Here is a 20,250-nt window from a genome sequence, read left to right as displayed (position 1 = left end):
CGCCTCGACACGGCATCGTTAAAATCCAGCCATTCGCGGACGGACCCGCTTCGTCGTCGTACTTTCGCGTTTCAGGGGAAAACACATGCGGACCTGGATCCCATGCGCGATCGCGGCGGTCGCGCTCGTCGCTTGCAAGCCGGCCGAGACGCCGCCGGCGGCGAATAAGGCCATCGACATGTCGCCGAGCAAAGATCCGGCGGTGACGGCCAGTTACGAATGCGAAGGCCACCGCGTCGACGTCTTCGGCCAAAACTACGCGCGCATCACTTTGAGCGACGCGCGCACGGTGACCATCGACTACGTGCCCAACAGCCGCCCGCCCAGCTATATGGACCGCGGCTTGCGCTTCGCGATTGGCGAACGGGCGGTAATGCTGATTCAGAACGACGGCGAGGCGGTGAATTGCGCGCCGATCCGCTGACCCGGTTTTGTAGGAGCGAAGCCGTATCGAATCAACTGGCGATGTAGCGCTGCAGCTGATCCAACTGCACTTGCTGGTCCTCGATCACCGCCTTCACCAGATCGCCGATCGACACCACGCCCAGCACCGCGGCGCCGTCGACCACCGGCAGGTGGCGTATCCGGCGCTCGGTGACCAGTTGCATGCAATGGTCCACGCTGTCCTGCAGGCCGACGGTGACCACGTCGGCGGTCATGATGTCGCGCACCGGGGTGGTCGCCGAGGAGCGGCCCTGCAGCACGATCTTGCGCGCGTAGTCCCGCTCGGAAAGGATTCCCGCCAGGCGTCCGCCCTGCATCACCACCACCGCGCCGATGCGTTTTTCGGCCATCAGGCGGATCGCATCGATCACCGGCGCGTCCGGCCCGATCGCGAAGACCTCAGGAGCCTTGGATTCCAGCAGATGGCGTACGCAGCGCATGGCCGTCTCCTTCGCTAGGACCTGGTTCCGAGGATACTCCAGACGCCGCTTGCCAGCGGTCGACGAGGTAGAGCGGCCGCTGCTTGGATTCCTCGTACAGCCGACCCAGGTATTCGCCGATCAGGCCCAGCGCGATCAGCTGCACGCCGCCCAGGAACAGGATCACCGCCATCATGGTCGGCCAGCCTGCGACGGCGTCGCCCCACAGCAGCGCCTTGAGCACGATCCAGACGGCGTACAGGAAGGCGACCAGCGCGGTGGCCAGGCCCAGATAGGTCGCCGCCCGCAACGGCGCGGTGGAGAAGCTGGTGATGCCCTCCAGCGCGAAGTTCCACAGCTTCCAGAAGCCGAATTTGCTGCGCCCGGCGGCGCGCGATTCGCGCGAATACGGGATCGCGACCGTCTTGAAGCCGATCCAGCCGAACAGGCCTTTCATGAAGCGGTGCCGTTCGCGCAATTGCCGCAATGCGGCGACGGCGCGCGGCGAGAGCAGGCGGAAATCGCCGGTGTCCTGCGGGATCGGCGTTTTCGACAAGCGGCCGATCAGCCGGTAAAAGCCGTGCGCCGTGGCGCGCTTCAACCAGCTTTCGCCGGCGCGTTCCACGCGCGTGCCGTGCACGTCGTCGTAACCCTGGCGCCATTGGGCGACGAACTGCGGGATCAATTCGGGCGGATCTTGGCCATCGGCGTCCAGGATCAGCGCGGCGGCACCGTCTTCGACGTGGTCCAAGCCCGCGGTGAGCGCGGCTTCCTTGCCGAAATTGCGCGACAGGCGCAGCAGCGACACGCGCGGGTCGGCCGCGATCGCCTGCAGCGCGCGCCAGGTGCCGTCGCGGCTGCCGTCGTCGACGTACAGCACGCGCGCATCCAAATTTTCGACCCGCGCCAGCGCGTCGGAAATGCGCGGATGCAGCAGCGGCAGCGCTTCGGCCTCGTTGTAGGCGGCGACGACGATGGTGAGGCGGTCGGGGCTCATGCGGCGATGTTAGCCGAGGGCGGCCGCCCGCGGCTTCCGGATCAGAGATCGTTGAGGTACGCGGGGCCGCCCAGCGCGCGCATCTGGCGCTGGATCGCATTGCTGCGGCGCTGCACGTAAGGCCCTGGGCGGCTGACGCTGTAGCGGCGGGGGCTGGGCAGCACCGCCGCCAGGCGTGCGCTTTCGGCCGCGCTGAGGTTGCGCGCGTCCTTGCCGAAATAGGTCCGCGCCGCGGCTTGCGCGCCGTATACGCCGTCGCCGAATTCGGCGAAGTTGGCGTACATCTCCAGGATCCGACGCTTCGGCCAAAGCGTCTCGATTAGCACCGTGTACCAGGCCTCGATGCCTTTCCGAACCCAACTGCGCCCGCTCCACAGGAACAGGTTCTTGGCCACCTGCTGGCTGATCGTGCTGCCGCCGCGCACGCGCCGGCCGCGCGCGTTGTTCTTGCGCGCCTTTTCGATCGCCTTGAAATCGAATCCGCTGTGCTCCGGGAAATTCTGGTCTTCGGCAGCCACCAGCGCCAACGGCAGATACGGCGACATGTCTTCCAGATCGCGCGCGTCGTGGGCGATGCGGAAACGCCAATCGCCTTCGACCCAGGCGGCCAGTTGCCGGTTCAGCATGAACATCGAAAACGGCGGATCGATGAAGCGCAGCGACGCCACCTGCAGGATCGAGAACGCCGCGAACAGCAGCGGCAGCCACAGCAACCAGCGCCACAGCCGGCGCCCGCGCCGCCGCGGCTTGTCGTCTACCTCAGTCGCCCCCATCTCGCCCCACTCCCGCTTGCGCGCGACCGGCATTATCTTCGATGCGCGGCCCTTCTCACTTCCGACCTCCATGACCGTGACCCCGGAAAACGCCTCCGACCGCCTGACCCGCTTTCTGCTCCCCCACGCCGGCGTGCGCGGCGTGCACGTGCATCTGCGCGACACCTGGCGCCATATCCGCGACCGTGCCGAGTATCCGGCGGCGGTCGCCGAATTGCTCGGCGAAGCCGCTGCGGCGACGGCGCTGTTCACCGGCCATGCCAAGATCGAGGGCCGTTTGTCGGTGCAGCTGCGCGGCACCGGCGCGCTGCGCGCCCTGTTCGCCGAATGCACGGCGGCGGGCACCTTGCGCGGCATCGCCCAGTTGGACGAGGCCGGCGGCACCGTGTCCCGCGATCTGCGCGCGCTGGGCGAGGGGGCGCTGCTGGCCATCACCATCGAGAACCCGAATCCCCACGGCCGCGATCCGACCCGCTACCAGGGCCTGGTGCCGATCGAATCCGAATCGCTGGCCGGCGCCTTCGAGGACTACTTCCGCCAATCCGAGCAGCTCCCTACCCGCCTGCTGCTGGCGGCGGACGGCCTGGATGCCGCCGGCCTGATGCTGCAGAAACTGCCCGGCGATAGCGGCGACGACGACGGCTGGGCCCGTGCGACGGCCCTGTTCGACACCTTGGGACCGGCCGAGCTGTTGGCGACCCCCGGCGCGGCCCTGCTGCACCGCCTGTTCCACGAAGAAGAGGCCCGCACCCTGGCGGAGCGCCCGCTGGCGTTCGCCTGCTCTTGCTCGCGCGAGCGCGTGGCCGCCGTGCTGGAATCCCTGGGCCAGGAAGAGGCCCGGGCCGCCCTGCACGGGCGCGGCGTGGCCGAGATCCGCTGCGAATTCTGCGGCCAGCAATACCGGTTCGACCCGGACGAAATCGATGCCTTATTCGCCGCTCCCGGCCTTCACGCCGCCTCCCCAGATCGCCTGCAATAACCGACGAACGGGGACCGGAAACGGCCCCAGGGGATTGTTAAATAAACATAAATCGATTAGCCTGATCGTCCGCCTGAAGGGGGAACTTCAGGCTCGCCCAACGGGTCGATAACGAACCATGCGATCCCTGCTGACACTGTCATTGGCCTCTTTGCTCGCGCTAGGCGCGGCGACGGACGCGCATGCGCAGGCCAAGCAAGCCGATACCGCGATCCTGCCGATCTACAACGCCAACGGCAAAGTCGAAGCGGCGCTGTATCTGGAACCCACCGGCGACGCCGCCACCGGCATGCGCTGGCACTTCGGCAAGTACAGTTTGGACACCATGGTCGGCTTGGGCGGCGGCGATTCGCTGGCCCTGCTCTGCGACCAGAAGACCGGCATCGCCAGCGCGATCGGCAGCTTGAGCGAGAACTGCTTCGTCGGCTCGTTCGGCAACAGCTACAACAGCCAGAACAAGCGCGCCAACGTCGGCGCTGCGATCAATCGCGGCAGCATGCGCTTCGGCGTGACCGGAGGCACGGGCCGCGACGCCCTGCCGGGTTGGCTGATGAACAACGGCGCCAACGGCGCCCGTCTCGAACAGAACGATCTCACTTTGTTCGCCGAGAAGAGCATCGGCCGCAACGGCATGGTCAGCATCGGCGGCACCACGGCCAAGGCCCGGTTAGTGCCTGCGGCCGACCTGCCCGCCGGCCTCGCCGATCGCTGGAACACCAAGAGCTTGTCGGTCGGCGGCGGCATCGGCGCGTTCAGCGCCAACATCGTCGGCCGCGTAGTCGACGTGCCGGGCGGCAGCGGCAAGTGGGAAGGCCTGGGGCTGGGCGTCACCTGGCGCACGCCGTGGAGCGGCCAGCTGACGGTCGGCGCCGAGAACGTCGTCACCCGCGGCAAGAACCCGTTCTCGCCCGGCAACAGCTCGGGCGAAGAAGACGGCACCGTGCCTTACGTCCGCTACGAGCAGGATCTCTGATCCCTTAGCGCTTGTGGGAGCGGCTTTAGCCGCGAGCTCTTCTCGCATAAAGCCGCGATCTGAAATGAAAGCTCGCGGCTAAAGCCGCTCCCACAAGCCTGGGGCTCTCAAACTACTTCCAGCGCTCCGATGAGCGGACCTAGCTTGCTTTCGTACGGCGCCCACTTCGGCCGTTCGAGCGCGGTCACCTTGCTGCGCACCTGCACCGCGCTGGCGGTGGCCACGCCGCGCGAGCGCTGCTGCAGTTCCAGCATCGCCGGTTCGTAGGCCAGGCCGCAGAACCCGGCGACCCGGCGCACGACCGCTTCCGGCTCGCGGGTGAGTTCGGCGTAATCCACGTCCAGGATCCGGCCCGGACAGGCCTGGTGCCAATGCGCCATCAATCGACGGTATTGGCGGTAGAAGTCGGCCAGCTCGCCCTGATCGTAGGAATACGGATTGGCGTCGGAAAACAGCTCGCGCAGGTTCGAGAAACAGGTCTCGACCGGGTCGCGCACCATGTGCAGCAGCTTGGCCTGCGGCAGCGCGCGGCAGATGAAACCGGCGTTGAGGAAATTCGACGGCAGCTTGTCGGTGAAGCAGCGCTCGTCGCCCAAGCGCCATTGCATGCCTTTCAGATAGCCGGCGCCGACCGCGCCGAAATCGATGCCGCGCGCGCGTTCGACGACGGTCGCATCGATCACGCCGCGGCAATGGTGGTCGGTGGCGTAGCGCATTTGGCTGGTGAAGTCGTACAGCTCGCCGACGCCGCGCACTTGGCTGTGGCCGTCCAGCAATTGCTCCAGCAAAGTCGTGCCGGAGCGGTGCATGCCGACGATGAAGATCGGCGTGCGCTCGCTGTCGAAGCTCTGGAACGACGGCCCGCGCGGCGGCAACGGCAAGCCGATCAGGCCGTCGACCAGGGCGCGCGAGTCCTCGGCGCGGTAGCTCAAGCGCGAACGCTTGGCTCGGTTGGATTGCTCCAAGGCCTCCCAGGCGCCCTCGTAATCGCCCAGATCGTCGAGCTCCTTGTGCAGCGCGTTGGCCAGCAGCGCGGTCTCGTCGGGATTGCGCCCGGGCCGCGCGAGCTGGCGCCGGATCGCGTCCACATGATTCGACGCCGACGTCTGCTTGCGCAGCCGCGAAACCAGCCAATAGGTCTGCGCGATTTCCGGCGCCCGCGCCAGGACCCGGCGGAGGTCTTCTTCGGCTTCGTCGAATCGGCCCAGATAAGTCAGCACCTGGCTGCGCGACAGCAACGTGGGCGGATAATCCGGATCGGCGCTCTTGGCTTCGTCCAGGAACGCGATCGCCCGCTCCTGCTCGTTCAAATAGCTGAGCTGCGCGGCGAAGGCGAGCAACAGCGGAATCTCGACCCGCGACAGCGGCGGCAGCCGCGCGAGGCAATCGTGGAAGGCGTCGCCTTCGTTGAACGTGCGCAGCCGGGCGATCAGTTCCGGCAGCACCTTCGAATCGGTCGGCCGCAGGGCCGCGGCGCGCAGCGCATAGTCTCGGGCCGCGCGGTAGTGGCCGGCCAACGAATGCACATAGGACAACTGCACCATCGCGAACGCGTCGCCGGGCCGCTGCTTCAGGAACGACTCGTAGGATTCGATCGCGCGCGGCCAATCGCGCCGCGCCGCATAACTCTCGGCGCTGGCCAGCAGATCGCGCAACTGGGCGGCGGGTTGATTCATGGCGCCGTGCGTCCGTAACGCGAAGTCATGCCGCGTTTCCGGCGGCTTCGAGCCGCTCGCGCAGCGTCCGCAACGGCCGTTCGTAGCGCTGCCACGCGCCGACGTTGCCGGCATGGATCGGTTGCCGCACCTGCGAGCTGCTCGCCGTGGCGACCGGCGCCGTATTGCGGGTGATATCGATGCTGTCCTCGGCGTAGGGCACGCCGAGGAATTCCGCCACGCCGCGCGCGACGCCGGCCGGATCGGCCACCAGATCTTCGTAGCGGACGGTATGGAACGCCTCCGGCATGGCGCGCTGCCAATGCTGCCGCAAACGCTCGAAGCCGGCGTAGTGATCGGCCAACTCGTTCAGATCGTAGCTGTAAGGATAAGCGTCGCCGGAGAACAGCTCTTTCAAGTTCGAGAAGCATGCATCCATCGGATCGCGCACCAGGCACAGGATCTTGGCTTGCGGCAGCGCGCGGCGGATCAGGCCGACATTGAAGAAGTTGGCCGGGTTCTTGTCGACCAGGAAATCGCGGCCGGCCGCGAGCGGTTCGGTGCGGCGCAGGTATTCGCGGCCCACGGCGGCATGGTCCAGCCCGTAGAGGCTACCCAACGACGGTTCCTGCAACGCGCCGGCGAAGAAATGATCGGCCTCCCAGCTCACTGCGCGCGCGAAATCGTTCAACTCGCCGGCGGTCGCGATCTGCGCGTGGTTGCTGAGGATGCGTTCGAGCAAGGTGGTGCCGGTGCGCGGCATGCCGACCACGAAAATCGGTACGCGCCCGCCGGCCTGCGCCGCTTCCGACGGCTGCGGCGCATCGTCGAGCAAGGCTTGGATGCGACGGACCTGCTCGGCCGAATCGAAACGGTACGAGCCGCGCATCATCGCGGCGCCCTCCTCCAGCTCGGCCCAGGCCTGTTCGGTTTCGCCCGCATCGTCCAATTCCTTGAACAAGGCGTAGCACAGATGCACGCGCTCGAGCGACGGCCCGGTGCGCGCCTTGACGCGGCGGATCCGGTCGATCCGGCTGCCCGGCGGATCCGCTTTCTGATGGTAGGCCAGCGACCAATGCGCGTACGCGTAGTCCGGCGCCAGCGCGATGCACTTCTCGTACTCGGCGGTCGCCTCGTCCATGCGTCCGCAATAGCGCAGCGCATTGGCGCGCGAATAGCTCAACAGATGATGGCCGCGGACGTGGCGCAAGGCCTCGTCGATCAAGCGCAGCGATTCCTCGTATTCCTCGATCAGCCACAAATGCTGGGACAGCACCGGAGATTGACCGAGCACTTCGCGGCTCGTCCAATCCGCGTTGACGATCAAGTCGCGGACCGCGTTGCGCTCGTCGAAGGACAGCAGCCGCAGAGTCACGAACGGCAGCGTCTTCCAATCCTTTTTTTCGACCACGGCCTTGGCCGCGTTCAACGCATGCAGGCGCGAGGCGCGGTATTGGTCGGACAGTTGGTCCAGCCGCGACAGGCGCAGCCAAGCGCCCGCTTGGGCGGCGTCCAATTGCAGGATCGATTCGTAGGCCGCCCGGGCCGCCTCGGCATTGTGGGCGGCTTCGAAAGCCTGGGCCTGCGCCCAGTGGCGCGCGATCTGTTGTTGCATGGGGTGGTCCGGAAGCTAAGCCCCTAGGATACCGGACCGGGCGCCCGCAGCCCCGGAAAAAAAGTGGCCGCCCGAAGGCGGCCACTTGCTTGCAGCACTGACGTTACCGGATCAGAAGTCGTACTGGACCATGAAACGGACCTGACGCGGCTGCTGCCAGGTGAGCGGCAGCAGGTAGGTCTGGCTCGGCAGACCGGTCGCGCGGACTTCGGCGACTTCGTTCACCGAAGTGACCTTACGCGAGTTCAGCACGTTGAAGATGTCCATCTTCAGCGTGAGGCCTTCCGCCCAGTTCGGCGTGTAAGCGACGTTCAAATCGATCTGGTTGGTCCAAGGCAGACGGCCCTTGGTGCCGCGCGGTACAGCCACGCTCGTGTCGTTCGAACCGCCACGGGTGGTCGGGCCGCAACGCATGAACGCACCGCCGTACTGGTGGGGGACGTAATCCGGACCCGGATCCAGGTCGAGCACGCCGAAGCAGTTCACCGGACGGCCCGACTGCACCAGCAAGTTGGCGCCCACCGCCCACTCGTCGGTCAGCTGGTAGCTGCCGAACAGCTTCAGGCTGTGACGACGGTCGTTCGGCAGATAGCCGTAGGTGTCCGTCATCAACTCCAGGTAGTCGAAGTCCTGGGTGGTGCTGGTGTCGCCTTGGCCGATATCCGACTTCACGCCGCCTTCGGTGTTGCCCTTCGACTTGGCGTAGGTGTACGAACCCTGCAGGAACAGCTTGTCCCAGTTGCCGTCGAAGAAGACTTCAAGCGCGGAGTAAGTGCGCTTGGCCTTCGGCGCCAGCGCCGAACCCGGAACCGTGGTGGTCTCGAAATTGCCGTCGTTGAAGAAGTCCGTGACCCACACCGCGTCGTTGCCGGGGTTGAACATGCGGCAGTAAGGGAAGCCCGGATTCGGCAGCACGGCCTCGCGGCCGCCGCGCATCCAATGGCCGCCGACGTTCTGGAAGCCCGCGGCGGTCAACAGCGCGCCGGCATCGCAGTTGTCGTCGATCGCCGCCTTCAGATCACGGAAGATGCCGCGAACGCCGATCGAGAAGTGGTCGGTCAGCTGCTTCTGGAAGCCCAGGATGTACTCGTCCTGGTACATCGGATCGAGGTTCTTCGAAGCGATCGCCTGCGGCGCCTTGGCGAAGCCGTCCTCGCCGTTGGCGAAGAACTGGTCGCCGTTGGAGACCAAGCCCGTCGGCTCGCCGGTGACCGGATTGACGCCGGTGAAGGTGAAGGTTTCGACGCTGAAGATCGAAGCCGAGGCGCCGCGGACGGCCACGCTCGGGGTGAGCGGCAGCGCGTAGCGGCCGGCGTTACCGAACACCTTGAACGTCGAGTCGCCGAACACGTCCCACGAGAAGCCCAGACGCGGACCGAACTGGTCCTTGATCTTGACGTAGGTGGCGCCGATGCCGTTGATGTTCTCGAAGGTATCCCAACGGCCGCCGATGTAGGCGATGAAGTTGTCGGTGATGTTCCAGCTGTCTTCGATGTAGTACGCGTGCTGCTTGACCTTGACCGTCGAACCCTGGCTGAAGATCTGCTGCTGGACGATGTCGGTGTCGTCGGACTCGTCGTCCGTGCCGTGGTCGTCGGTCAGGTAGGTCCACTGCGAGCCGCCTTCCAGCGCCACGCCGGCGATGGACTCGTAGTCGTCGCGATCGTAACCGAAGCGGATCAGGTGGTCGCCCAACTGCCATTCGGCGTCGAGGCGGTACTGCTTGCGGGTGTCGCCCGAGTCGAGGCGGTTGAGCTGGCCGCCGCTGATGTTGCACGAGCTCGAGTACAGACCGGTGGCGGCGATGCGAGCGGCGCTGCGGCCGTCGCCCACGATCGGGCAGCCCGGCTGGTCCGGATTGTGGATGTTGCCGTCGTAGGAAGCGACCGAGCCGTCCGGAGCGATCAGCTTCTGCGAGCGCGAGAATTCGCCGCGGCCGGCCAGGGCCGACAGGGTGAAGGTGTCGGTCAGGTAGCCGGTGTACTTCAGGACGTAGTTCTCGCCGCCCTGCTCGTTGTAGGTCGTACCGATGAAGTTGAAGCGGTCGGTCTGGCCCGGGGTGTTGTTGTAGGTGTCGATGTACTGCTTGGACTTGTCCGAGAACGCCGTCAACTCGAGGATGTGGTTGTCGGTGATGTTCCAGTCCATCTTCAACAGCCACTTCGGATTCTTCTGCTCCGTCGCGGTATTCTGGTCCGTGTTCACCGCGCCCCAGGCGTCGTTGTTCTGCTTGCCGTAGGAGATCAAGGCGTAGGCGAACAGCTTGTCCTTGACCAGCGCGCCGCTGGCCCAGGCGTTGGCGGTGTACTGCCAGCCGTTGTCCTTCGAGTTGTCGCTACGCAGCCTGCCGAAGTTCGGCGACAGCGGATTGGAGAGGTAGGCGTCCGGGCTGGTTTCGGACAGCTCTTCCGGGGTGTAGTAGATGTTGCCGCCGGCGTGGAACTCGTTGGTGCCGCGCTTGGTGATCTGGTTGATCACGCCGCCCAGCGAACGGCCGAATTCCGCGCCGTAGCCGCCGGTCTTGATCTGCTGTTCGGCGATCGCTTCGAACGGCACCTGCGAGAAGTTCAGGCTGCGGAACGAGTTGGTGATGTTGAAGCCGTTGATGTAGTACTGGTTTTCGGCGACGGACGAACCGCCGAACGAAGCCAGGTTGCCGAACGCGCCGTCGCCGCGGACGGTGCCCGGGGCCAGCAGCGCCACCGCGGTGGTGTTCTGCGCGACCGGGATTTTCTTGATCTGCTCGGCGGTCAGGATCGTGGTCGACTCCACCGACGAAATGTCGATCGGGTTGACCGCGCCGGAACCGACGACCGTCACGGTGTCGAGGGTCTGCGCGTCGCCGCCGCCAGCGGCCACGAAATCGACGTTCTGGGTGCCGCCGACGCTCACGTTGACCGTGCGCGGGCTGCCGTTGTTGCGGCTGACCGTGTACTGGCCGGTGGGCAGCTGCGCGAAGCGGTAGGTGCCGTCTGCGCCGACCGTGATGGTGCGGGTGAAGCCCGTCGCCGGATTGCTGACGGTGATGGTGTCGCCGGCAGTAGCGCGACCGCCCACCGCACCCGCGGTATTGGTCTGCGCCTGGACGGCGCCCACGAAGCTCAGACCGAGTGCAACGGTCAGCGCGCTCCGCTTCAAGCCTTGGATAAGGTGCTTAGAAGCCATTGTGTAACCCCCATTGGGACTGTTGACCTGAAAAAACTGCAAGTGGAGTCAGGGCCGAAATAGCGGCATGACCGGCCGACTATAGGCCAGTCAACAAATCCTTAACAAGGGTTAATGCACAAAAATTTTCTTATAAATCAGTCACATACTCCCAATACTGGGTGTGCGCTTGTGCCTACGGTCACCATGCCATTAGTCATGGTTTTGTATCGGGCGCCGTTACTTAATGGGCGTTAGAACGATAAGAAGGATCTGTTTGTCGATTTTTATAGGCCATAAGTCATGGTCTTGAGAGATGACCTATCCAGCCCCGGCGTTCATGCGCCGGTAATGAGCGAGCGCGCTCGCGAAGACCCGAGCTGAAGCGAAGCCGTCGCGAAACCGAAGCATCGCCGCTCCGATGCGCGAGAAACCCTACGGACCGCGGGCAATAAAAAACCGCCGGCCCGAAGGCCGGCGGCTAAAGGTCAACAGTCTATATATACCGCTTATCAGAAGTCGTACTGAACCATGAAGCGGACCTGGCGCGGAGCCTGGAACGAAGCCGGCAGCAAGTAGGTCGACGACGGATTGCCCGTGGCCGCCACTTCTGCGGTTTCGATCACCGAGGTCACCTTCTGCGAGTTCAGGACATTGAAGATGTCCATCTTCAGCGTCAGGCCCTCGGCCCAGTTCGGCGTGTAGGCCACGTTCAAGTCGATCTGGTTGGTCCAAGGCAGACGGCCGGCCGTGCCGCGCGGGCGGGCGACGACCGTCGCGTCGTTGGCGCCGCCGGCGGTGGTGGTGCCGCAACGCATGAACGACGAACCGTACGGATGCGGCGCGTACACCGGGCCCGGGTTCGTATCGAACACGCCCAAGCAGTTCAGCGGACGGCCCGACTGCACCAGCAAGTTGGCGCCCACCGCCCACTCGTCGGTCATCTGGTAGCTGCCGAACAGCTTCAAGCTGTGGCGACGGTCGTTCGGCAGGTAGCCGTACGTATCGCGGGTCAGCTCGATGTAGTCGAAGTCCTGGGTGACGTTGGTATCGGCCTGGCCGATATCCGACTTCACGCCGCCTTCGGTGTTGCCCTTCGACTTGGCGTAGGTGTACGAACCCTGCAGGAACAGCTTGTCCCAGTTGCCGTCGAAGAAGACTTCAAGCGCGGAGTAGGTGCGCTTGGCCTTCGGCGACAGGCGGGCGCCCGGGATGGTGTCCGTGACCCAATGGCCGTCGTTGTTCAAATCGGTTTCGAAGACCGCGTCTTCGCCCGGGTTGAACATGCGGCAGTACGGGAAGCCGGGGTTCGGCAGTTCGAAGGCCGCACCCGGATGGGCGTCGAGGATCGCCGTGTAATCGCAGTTGTCGTCGATCGCCGCCTTCAGGTCGCGGAAGATGCCGCGAACGCCCATCGAGAAGTGATCGGTCAGCTGCTTCTGGAAGCCCAAGATGTACTCGTCCTGATACATCGGATCGAGGTTCTTGGACGCGATGGCGCGAGCTTCCTTCGGATGGCCGTCTTCGCCGTTCAAATAACGGAAGTTGCCGCGCGAGGTCGTACCCGTCGGCTCGCCCGTAGTCGGGTTGACGCCGGTGAAGGTGAAGTCTTCGCGGCTGAACAGCGACGCGGAAGCGCCGCGGACAGCCACCGACGGAGTCAGCGGCAGCGCGTAGCGGCCGGCGTTACCGAACACCTTGAACGTCGAGTCGCCGAACACGTCCCAGGAGAAGCCCAGACGCGGACCGAACTGGTTGTTGATCTTGACGTACGTGGCGCCCTGGCCGTTGATGTTCTCGAAGGTATCCCAACGGCCGCCGAGGTAGGCGATGAAGTTGTCGGTGATGTTCCAGCTGTCTTCGATGTAGTACGCGTGCTGCTTGACCTTGACCGTCGAACCCTGGCTGAAGTACTGCTTGCGGGCGATGTCGAACTCGTCGCCGGTGTTCGGCGCGCCGTCCGGACCGTTGCTGGTCAGGAAGGTCCACTGGTAGCCGCCTTCGATCGCCACGCCGGCGATGGACTCGTAATCGTCGCGGTCGTAACCGAAGCGGAGCAGGTGGTCGCCCAACTGCCATTCGGCGTCGAGGCGGAACTGGTCGCGGGTGTCGCCGGAATCCTTACGGTTCAGCTGGCCGCCGCTGACGTTACAGGTGCTCTTGTAAGCGCCGGTGGAAGTCACGCGATAACCCGGACGGCTGTCGATGATGACCGGGCAGCCGGGCTGGGCCGGAGCGTTGATGTTGCCGTCGTAGGTGATGTGACGGCCATCCGGAGCGATCAGCTCGGTCGCGCGCGAGAATTCGCCGTGGCCGGCGAGCACCGACAAGGTGAAGCTGTCGGTCAGGTAGCCGGTGTACTTCAGGACGTAGTTCTCGCCGCCCTGCTCGTTCAGGGTCGTGCCCAGGAACTGAGTGCGGTTGAGCTTGCCGACGTCGTTGAGGTAGCTGTCGACGTACTGCTTCTGCTTATCCGAGAAGCCGGTGAATTCGAGGATGTGGTTGTCGGTGATGTTCCAGTCCAACTTCACCAACCACTTCGGGCTCTTGGTTTCGGTGGTGGTGTTGCCGGTGGCCAACACGCTGCCCCAAGCATCGGCTTCCTGCTTGTTGTAGGACACCAAGCCGTAGGCGAACAGCTTGTCCTTGATCAGCGCGCCGCTGGCCCAGACGTTGGCGGTGTACTGCCAGCCGTTGTCCTTCGAGTTGTCGCTGCGGAGCTGGCCGAAGCTGTCCGGGGTCAGCGGATTCGAATAGAACGTGTTCTTGGTTTCCTCGGTCAGATCTTCCGGGATGTAGTACACGTTGCCGCCGGCGTGGAACTCGTTGGTGCCGCGCTTGGAGATCTGGTTGATCACGCCGCCCAACGAACGGCCGAATTCCGCGCCGTAGCCGCCGGTCTTGATCTGCTGTTCGGCGATCGCTTCGAACGGCACCGCAGCGAAGTTCAGGCTGCGGAACGAGTTGGTGATGTTGAAGCCGTTGAGGTAGTACTGGTTTTCGGCGACGGACGAACCGCCGAACGAAGCCAGGTTGCCGAACGCGGCGTCGCCGCGAACGGTGCCCGGAGCCAGCAACGCCACCGCGGTGGTGTTCTGCGCGACCGGGATTTTCTTGATCTGCTCGGCGGTCAGGATCGTGGTCGACTCCACCGACGAGATGTCGATCGGGTTGACCGCGCCGGTACCGACGACCGTAACGGTGCCGAGCTCGGTTGCGTCGCCTCCGGCAGCGACGAAATCGACGTTGGCGTTGGTGCCCACGTTGACCGTGACGTTGCGCGGAGAACCGTTGTTGCGGGTGATGGTGTATTGGCCGGTCGGCAACTGCGAGAAGCGGTAGTTGCCGTCTGCGCCCACAGTGATGGTACGGGTGAAGCCGGTAGCCGGATTGGCGACCGTGATGGTGTCGCCGGAAGCCGCACGACCGGTCACCGCGCCTGCGGTGTTGGTCTGCGCCTGGACGCCGCCGACGAAGCTCAGACCGAGTGCAACGGTCAGCGCGCTCCGCTTCAGGCCTTTGGCAAGGTAGTTAGAAGCCATTGTTTGTAACCCCCATGGGACAGTTGACCCTAAAAGAAATGCATACACGTCAAGAGCCGAAAGACGGCATGACCGGCCGACTATAGACCAGCCAACAAATCCTTAACAAGCCCCTCAGCCTTAATTTGACCAGCTAAGCGGCCGATTCAGGATTCGTCATACGTTCGTTCAGTCCAAGAGCGCTTAAGACCTTGATTCGAGAGCCATTCGGTCTGGTATGGCCAAATCTATTGCTGCGACGCAGCAAGAAATTAGGCAAGCATTTAGCCCTTTTTGAGTGGCCCATGCGCGTTCGTCGGTCGAAAACTGTGACCAAATGGATAGATCTATGGCCATGTAGACCATGACTTTCGGCCTATGCCGAGCCCCTGCCGGCAAAAACGAACGCAATAAAAAGGCCCGCGGATGCGGGCCTCTTTCGATCCCGATTTGCGGGAATCAGGTTTTCAGTCGTTCGGCCAAGCGCGCTCGTTCCGCATGCAGCGCTGCGGGTACGCGATCGCCATAGTCCTGCAAATACGCCGCGATGTTTTCGCTCTCCGCGCGCCAAGCGTCGCGATCGACGGCGAACAGCTTTTCGCGCGCTTCGGCGCTGAGCGCCGCGCCTTCCAGATTCAGGTCTTCCGCACGCGGCAGGCGGCCGATCGGCGTATCGAGCGCATCGGCGCGATCTTCGACGCGGCCGATCATCCACTCCAGCACCCGCATGTTGTCGCCGAAGCCGGGCCACAGGAATTTGCCGTCGTCGCCTTTGCGGAACCAGTTGACGTGGAAGATCTTCGGCAGCTTCGCGTCCGGCTTGTCGAACGACAACCAATGCGCGAAGTAGTCGGCGAAGTTGTAGCCGCAGAACGGCTTCATCGCCATCGGGTCGCGGCGCATCACGCCGACCGCGCCAGTGGCCGCAGCGGTGGTCTCCGAACCCATCGACGCGCCGATCAGCACGCCGTGGGTCCAATCGCGCGCCTCGAACACCAGCGGCACGAGCGAAGCGCGGCGGCCGCCGAAGACGATGGCGCTGATCGGCACGCCTTGCGGATTCTCGGCCTCCGGCGAATAGCTGGGGCACTGCTTGGCGCTGACGGTGAAGCGCGAGTTGGGATGCGCCGCCGGGCCGTTGCCGGGCGCGTAGTCGCGGCCCTGCCAATCTTTCGCCGGCACGCGATCGTCCAGGCCTTCCCACCACGGTTGTTGATCGTGCGTGGTGGCAACGTTGGTGAAGATGGTGTCGCGCTGGATCGAAGCCAGCGCGTTCGGATTGGACTTGTCGGACGTGCCCGGAGCGACGCCGAAATAGCCGGCCTCGGGATTGATCGCGTACAAGCGCCCGTCGGCGCCCGGCCGCATCCAGCAGATGTCGTCGCCGACCGTCCACACCTTCCAGCCCGCTTTCCGATAGCTTTCCGGCGGAATCAGCATCGCCAGATTGGTCTTGCCGCAGGCGCTGGGGAAGGCCGCGGCGATGTAGTGGGTCTCGCCTTGCGGATTCTCGATGCCGACGATCAGCATGTGCTCGGCCAGCCAGCCTTCCTGCCGCGCTTGGTAGGAAGCGATGCGCAGCGCGTGGCATTTCTTGCCCAGCAAGGCGTTGCCGCCGTAGCCAGAACCGTAGCTCTGGATCAGCAGCTCTTCGGGGAAATGCATGATGAAGCGGCGCTCGGGGTCGAGCTCGCCCGTCGAATGCAAGCCGCGCACGAAGCTGCCCTCGCGCTCGATCCGCGCCAGCGCCGCGGCGCCCATGCGCGTCATGATGCGCATGTTGGCGACCACGTACGGCGAATCGGTGATCTCCACGCCGCAACGCGCCAGCGGCGAATCGATCGGGCCCATGCAATACGGAATCACGTACATCGTGCGGCCGCGCATGCAGCCGGCGAACAGCGCGTCCATCTTGACGTGCGCTTCGTCGGGCGCCATCCAATGGTTGTTGGGGCCGGCGACGTCGCGGTCGGCGGTGCAGACGAAAGTGAGGTGCTCGACGCGCGCCACGTCGTCCGGATCGGAACGGTGCAGCCAGCTGTTCGGGTGGGTATCCGGATTCAGCGGCAGCAAGCTGCCGTCGGCCTGCATCTGCGCGATCAGGTCTTCGAATTCGCTGTCGCTGCCGTCGCACCAATGGATGCGGGCCGGTTCGGTCAGCATCGCCGTTTCCAATACCCACTGGTTCAGCGCCTGCAGTTGGCTGCCTGTCGGGACCGCGCCCGGATGTTTGCCGAAATGTTCTGTCGTCGCGCTCATACGATCCCTCGAATGTTTCTTTGCTTTGTAGAGCGGGGCTTGCCCCGCTGCCTTTTCGGTTCGAGCGGAGCAAGCCCCGCTCTACAAAGCCGGCGGATGCGCTCAGGCTTTGGGAATCAGCGTGTCCATCATGTGTTCGACGTAGGCCTCGAATTCGTCGTGCTGCATCCGGGTCTGGTGCAGCTGCAGATTCAACTGCAGGAAACCGACGTAAGCCGCGTACAGCAATTGCGCGCGGTAGCGCGCATCGGTTCGGCTCAGGCCGACCTGGCGGAACGAAGCGGTGAGGTATTCGAGCCGGCGTTCGGAGATGCGGCCGATCACCGGCTGCACGGCCGGGTGATCCAGCGCCTTCAGCAGCTCGGAGTAGACGACGTGCGATTTGACCTCGTTCGCCACCAAATGGAACAGCGAACGCAGGCGCTGGCGCGGGTCGGGGATCGGCTCCAACTGGCCGAACACGGTTTCCTGCTCGACCTTCTCCCAGCGCTCCAGCGCCGCTACCAATAAGGCGTCGCGCGAGGGGAAATGCCAATAGAAGCTGCCCTTGGTGACGCCCAAACGGCGCGCCAGCGGCTCCACCGCCACCGCCGCAACGCCTTGTTCCGCAATCAAATCCAGGGCGGCCTGCGCCCAGTCGTCGGCGCTCAGGCGGCCGCTGCGTTCGGATTTGGCGGCGGCTAGATTCATAGGCGCAGTGTATCCATACGAAAAGGTCCCGGAAAGTATCGAATACCGGAGCTGACTCCCTACTGTCCCGTATTGACGTTTGCCCAGCATACTATCCATACTTGCCCGTATGGTAAAGCCGTGACGGCCGACCCTCGGCACTTCACGCGCTCGGCCCTAACCTTATAGCCGAGCCTGCGGGCTCGCCGGAGCACTGCCATGAGCGTTGCGATTCCCTTCCTCGCCTTTCTGCTCGCGGGCGCCTTCGCCGCCTACCACCGGCTGCGGCTGGCGGTGTGGGCGGCGCTGACCGCTTCCTTATTAGTCGCCTGCTGGTTGTTGGGCGCCAACACCACCGCCACCATCGTCGCTGCGGTCGTCGTCGCGTTGATCTCGGTGCCGCTGCTGCTGCCTCAGATCCGCAAGCCCTACATCACCGCGCCGCTGCTGAAGTTCTACACCAAGCTGCTGCCGCCGCTGTCGGATACCGAGCGCACCGCGCTGGAATCGGGCACAGTCGGCTTCGAAGGCGAACTGTTCTCCGGCAAGCCCGACTGGGACAAGCTGCTGTCGCTGCCCAAGCCGCAACTGAGCGCGGACGAACAAGCTTTCCTCGACGGCCCCTGCGAAGAGCTGTGCAAGATGGTCGACGAATGGGACATCACCCATGTCCGCGCCGACCTGCCGCCGGAAATGTGGGATTTCATCAAGCGCAACAAATTCTTCGGCCTGAACATCCCGAAGGAATACGGCGGCCTGGGTTTCTCGGCGCTGATGAACCACAAGGTCATCCAGAAGCTGGCGTCGATTTCTTCGACGGTGAGCTCGACCGTCGGCGTGCCGAACTCGCTGGGCCCGGCCGAACTGCTGATGCACTACGGCACCGACGAGCAGAAGCAGCAATACCTGCCGCGTCTGGCCGACGGCCGCGAAGTGCCCTGCTTCGCGCTGACCGGCCCGTTCGCCGGTTCCGATGCGACCTCCATTCCCGATTACGGCATCGTCTGCCAGGGCGAATGGAACGGCGCGCGCGTGCTCGGCATCAAGCTGACGCTCAATAAGCGTTACATCACCCTCGCGCCGGTGGCGACGCTGATCGGCGTCGCGTTCCGCATGTACGATCCGGACGGCCTGCTCGGCGACAAGAAGGACATCGGCATCTCGCTGGCGCTGGTGCCGCACGACACGCCGGGGCTGGAGATCGGCCGCCGCCATTTCCCGCTCAATACGCCGTTCCAGAACGGCCCGATCCACGGCAAGGACGTGTTCGTGCCGCTGTCGCAGCTGATCGGCGGCGAAGACTATGCCGGCCGCGGCTGGCAGATGCTGATGGAATGCCTGTCGATCGGCCGCTCGATCACCCTGCCCTCCACCGCCAGCGGCGGCGCCAAGCTCGGCGCGGTCGTGTCGGGCGCCTACGCGCGCATCCGCAAGCAGTTCGGCTTGTCGGTGGGCCGCTTCGAAGGCGTGGAAGAAGCGCTGGCGCGCATCGCCGGCAAGGCCTACGCGACCAGCGCGCTGTCGCAAGCCACCGCCGCGGCCGTGGCGCGCGGCGAGAATCCGGCCGTGCCGTCGACCATCGCCAAATACCACTGCACCGAGATGGGCCGCGAAGTCTCGCGCGACGTGATGGACATCCACGGCGGCAAGGGCATCATCCTCGGCCCGCGCAACTACGCCGGGCGCAGCTGGCAGGCCACGCCGATCATGATCACGGTGGAAGGCGCCAACATCATGACCCGCAGCCTGATGATCTTCGGCCAGGGCGCGATCCTGTGCCATCCGTGGGTGATGAAGGAAATGAAAGCGGCGCAGCTGCCGGACGCGAAGCAGCGCGTCGACGAATTCGACACCGCGCTGTTCGGCCACATCGGCTATGCGATCTCCAACGCAGTGCGCAGCTGGTGGTTCGGCCTGACCGGCGCCAAGATCGGCTCGGCGCCCGGCGACGACTACACGCGCCGTTTCTACCGCAAGCTCAACCGCTATTCCGCTTGCCTGTCGGTGATGTCCGACACGTCGATGCTGCTGCTCGGCGGCAAGCTGAAGTTCAAGGAATCGCTGTCGGGCCGCTTGGGCGACGTGCTGAGCCATCTGTACATCGCCAGCGCGATGCTCAAGCGCTACCAGGACGAAGGCAACCCGGCCGGCGATCAGCCGCTGTTGGCCTGGGCCTTCCACGATTCGATCAACAAGATCGAAACCGCGTTGTCCGGCGCGTTGCGCAACTTCCCGATCCGCCCGGTCGGCTGGCTGCTGTGGTTGCTTATCTTCCCCTGGGGTCGCCGCGCGCAGGCGCCGAGCGACCGCCTGGGCCACCGCGCCGCCGCGCTGCTGATGACGCCGTGCGATGCGCGCGACCGCCTGGCCGACGGCGTGTTCCTGACGCCTTGCGCCAACAACCCGGCCGGCCGCATCAACAGCTATCTGTCGAAGGTGATCCTGGCCGAACCGGTCGAGCGCAAATTCCTCAAGGCGCTGAAGAACAGCGACATCGAAGCGCTGGAATTCGACGCGCAGCTCGACGAAGGCGTGAAGGAAGGCTGGATCACCGCCGAAGAGCGCATCCAACTGGAAGAACTGCGCAAGATCACCCTCGACGCGATCATGGTCGACGATTTCGATCCGGAAGAACTGCGCTCGGCGGGCTACCGTTCGCTGCACGGCGTGCAGGCATCGCGCGCGGCGGCCTGAGCCGTAGCGGCTGAGCTCTTGTGGGAGAGGCTTCAGCCCCGACGCTTTTCAGTCAAAGCGTCGGGGCTGAAGCCCTCCCACAAATCATCGAGAACCCGACGAGGAACC

13 protein-coding genes are annotated in these 20,250 nt (G+C 64.8%); 4 read left to right on the top strand and 9 right to left on the bottom strand.

The genetic code is table 11. The annotated features are described in order from the left end of the window. The first annotated feature begins 85 nt into the window (after positions 1-85). Positions 86-424 carry a hypothetical protein gene (locus FCE95_RS12185; protein WP_137267279.1) on the top strand — a complete coding sequence of 113 codons (339 nt, stop codon included), beginning with the start codon at positions 86-88 and terminating at the stop codon, positions 422-424. A gap of 31 nt (positions 425-455) precedes the next feature. Here the strand turns inward: FCE95_RS12185 and FCE95_RS12180 are convergent, their stop codons facing one another. From FCE95_RS12180 to mtgA, 3 genes are read right to left on the bottom strand one after another with little or no spacing between them, the layout of a single operon-like run. Then, positions 456-884, bottom strand: coding sequence for a CBS domain-containing protein (locus FCE95_RS12180; RefSeq protein WP_137267278.1), 429 nt, complete (start codon positions 882-884; stop codon positions 456-458). Next, entirely contained in the window at positions 844-1,860 is a 1,017-nt protein-coding gene (locus FCE95_RS12175) for a glycosyltransferase family 2 protein (RefSeq protein ID WP_137267277.1), read from the bottom strand. Before FCE95_RS12175 ends, FCE95_RS12180 begins: the two co-directional genes overlap by 41 nt. A 41-nt stretch (positions 1,861-1,901) precedes the next feature. Next, positions 1,902-2,633, bottom strand: coding sequence for a monofunctional biosynthetic peptidoglycan transglycosylase (gene mtgA / locus FCE95_RS12170; RefSeq protein WP_137267276.1), 732 nt, complete (start codon positions 2,631-2,633; stop codon positions 1,902-1,904). Between the two features lie 70 nt (positions 2,634-2,703). On the opposite strand from mtgA, the gene hslO reads away from it, so the two are divergent. Next, positions 2,704-3,612, top strand: a complete 909-nt coding sequence (gene hslO / locus FCE95_RS12165; RefSeq protein ID WP_137267275.1) for an Hsp33 family molecular chaperone HslO — start codon at positions 2,704-2,706, stop codon at positions 3,610-3,612. 118 nt (positions 3,613-3,730) lie between these two features. Further along, complete coding sequence (locus FCE95_RS12160; RefSeq protein WP_137267274.1) at positions 3,731-4,585, top strand: XOO1806 family protein; 855 nt, start codon at positions 3,731-3,733, stop codon at positions 4,583-4,585. Positions 4,586-4,692: 107 nt separating this feature from the next. Here the strand turns inward: FCE95_RS12160 and FCE95_RS12155 are convergent, their stop codons facing one another. From FCE95_RS12155 to FCE95_RS12130, 6 genes are all read right to left on the bottom strand, one after another. Continuing rightward, a complete protein-coding gene (locus tag FCE95_RS12155) occupies positions 4,693-6,261 on the bottom strand; it encodes a tetratricopeptide repeat-containing sulfotransferase family protein (protein ID WP_189644738.1) in 1,569 nt (522 codons plus the stop codon). Positions 6,262-6,286: 25 nt separating this feature from the next. Further along, positions 6,287-7,855, bottom strand: a complete 1,569-nt coding sequence (locus tag FCE95_RS12150; RefSeq protein WP_137267272.1) for a tetratricopeptide repeat-containing sulfotransferase family protein — start codon at positions 7,853-7,855, stop codon at positions 6,287-6,289. Between the two features lie 111 nt (positions 7,856-7,966). Further along, on the bottom strand, positions 7,967-11,020 hold the full coding sequence (locus FCE95_RS12145) for a TonB-dependent receptor (protein ID WP_137267271.1): 3,054 nt from the start codon (positions 11,018-11,020) through the stop codon (positions 7,967-7,969). Positions 11,021-11,511: 491 nt separating this feature from the next. Continuing rightward, the gene (locus FCE95_RS12140; protein WP_137267270.1) at positions 11,512-14,541 is read right to left on the bottom strand and encodes a TonB-dependent receptor; all 3,030 of its coding nucleotides are present in this window, start codon (positions 14,539-14,541) and stop codon (positions 11,512-11,514) included. A 438-nt stretch (positions 14,542-14,979) separates the two neighbouring features. Then, positions 14,980-16,779 carry a phosphoenolpyruvate carboxykinase (GTP) gene (locus FCE95_RS12135; protein ID WP_137267269.1) on the bottom strand — a complete coding sequence of 600 codons (1,800 nt, stop codon included), beginning with the start codon at positions 16,777-16,779 and terminating at the stop codon, positions 14,980-14,982. A 102-nt stretch (positions 16,780-16,881) separates the two neighbouring features. Further along, positions 16,882-17,469 (bottom strand): TetR/AcrR family transcriptional regulator, encoded by a 588-nt coding sequence (locus FCE95_RS12130; protein ID WP_137267268.1) that lies wholly within the window; start codon positions 17,467-17,469, stop codon positions 16,882-16,884. Between the two features lie 198 nt (positions 17,470-17,667). Here FCE95_RS12130 and FCE95_RS12125 point away from each other — a divergent pair, with 198 nt between their 5' ends. Continuing rightward, on the top strand, positions 17,668-20,142 hold the full coding sequence (locus tag FCE95_RS12125; protein WP_137267267.1) for an acyl-CoA dehydrogenase: 2,475 nt from the start codon (positions 17,668-17,670) through the stop codon (positions 20,140-20,142). Positions 20,143-20,250: the final 108 nt, after the last annotated feature.

This window comes from Luteimonas gilva, from assembly GCF_005239095.1.
Classification (GTDB): Bacteria; Pseudomonadota; Gammaproteobacteria; order Xanthomonadales; family Xanthomonadaceae; genus Luteimonas_C; species Luteimonas_C gilva.
Note: the sequence above shows the minus strand (reverse complement) of the source record. Positions and strands in the feature narration are given on the sequence as shown.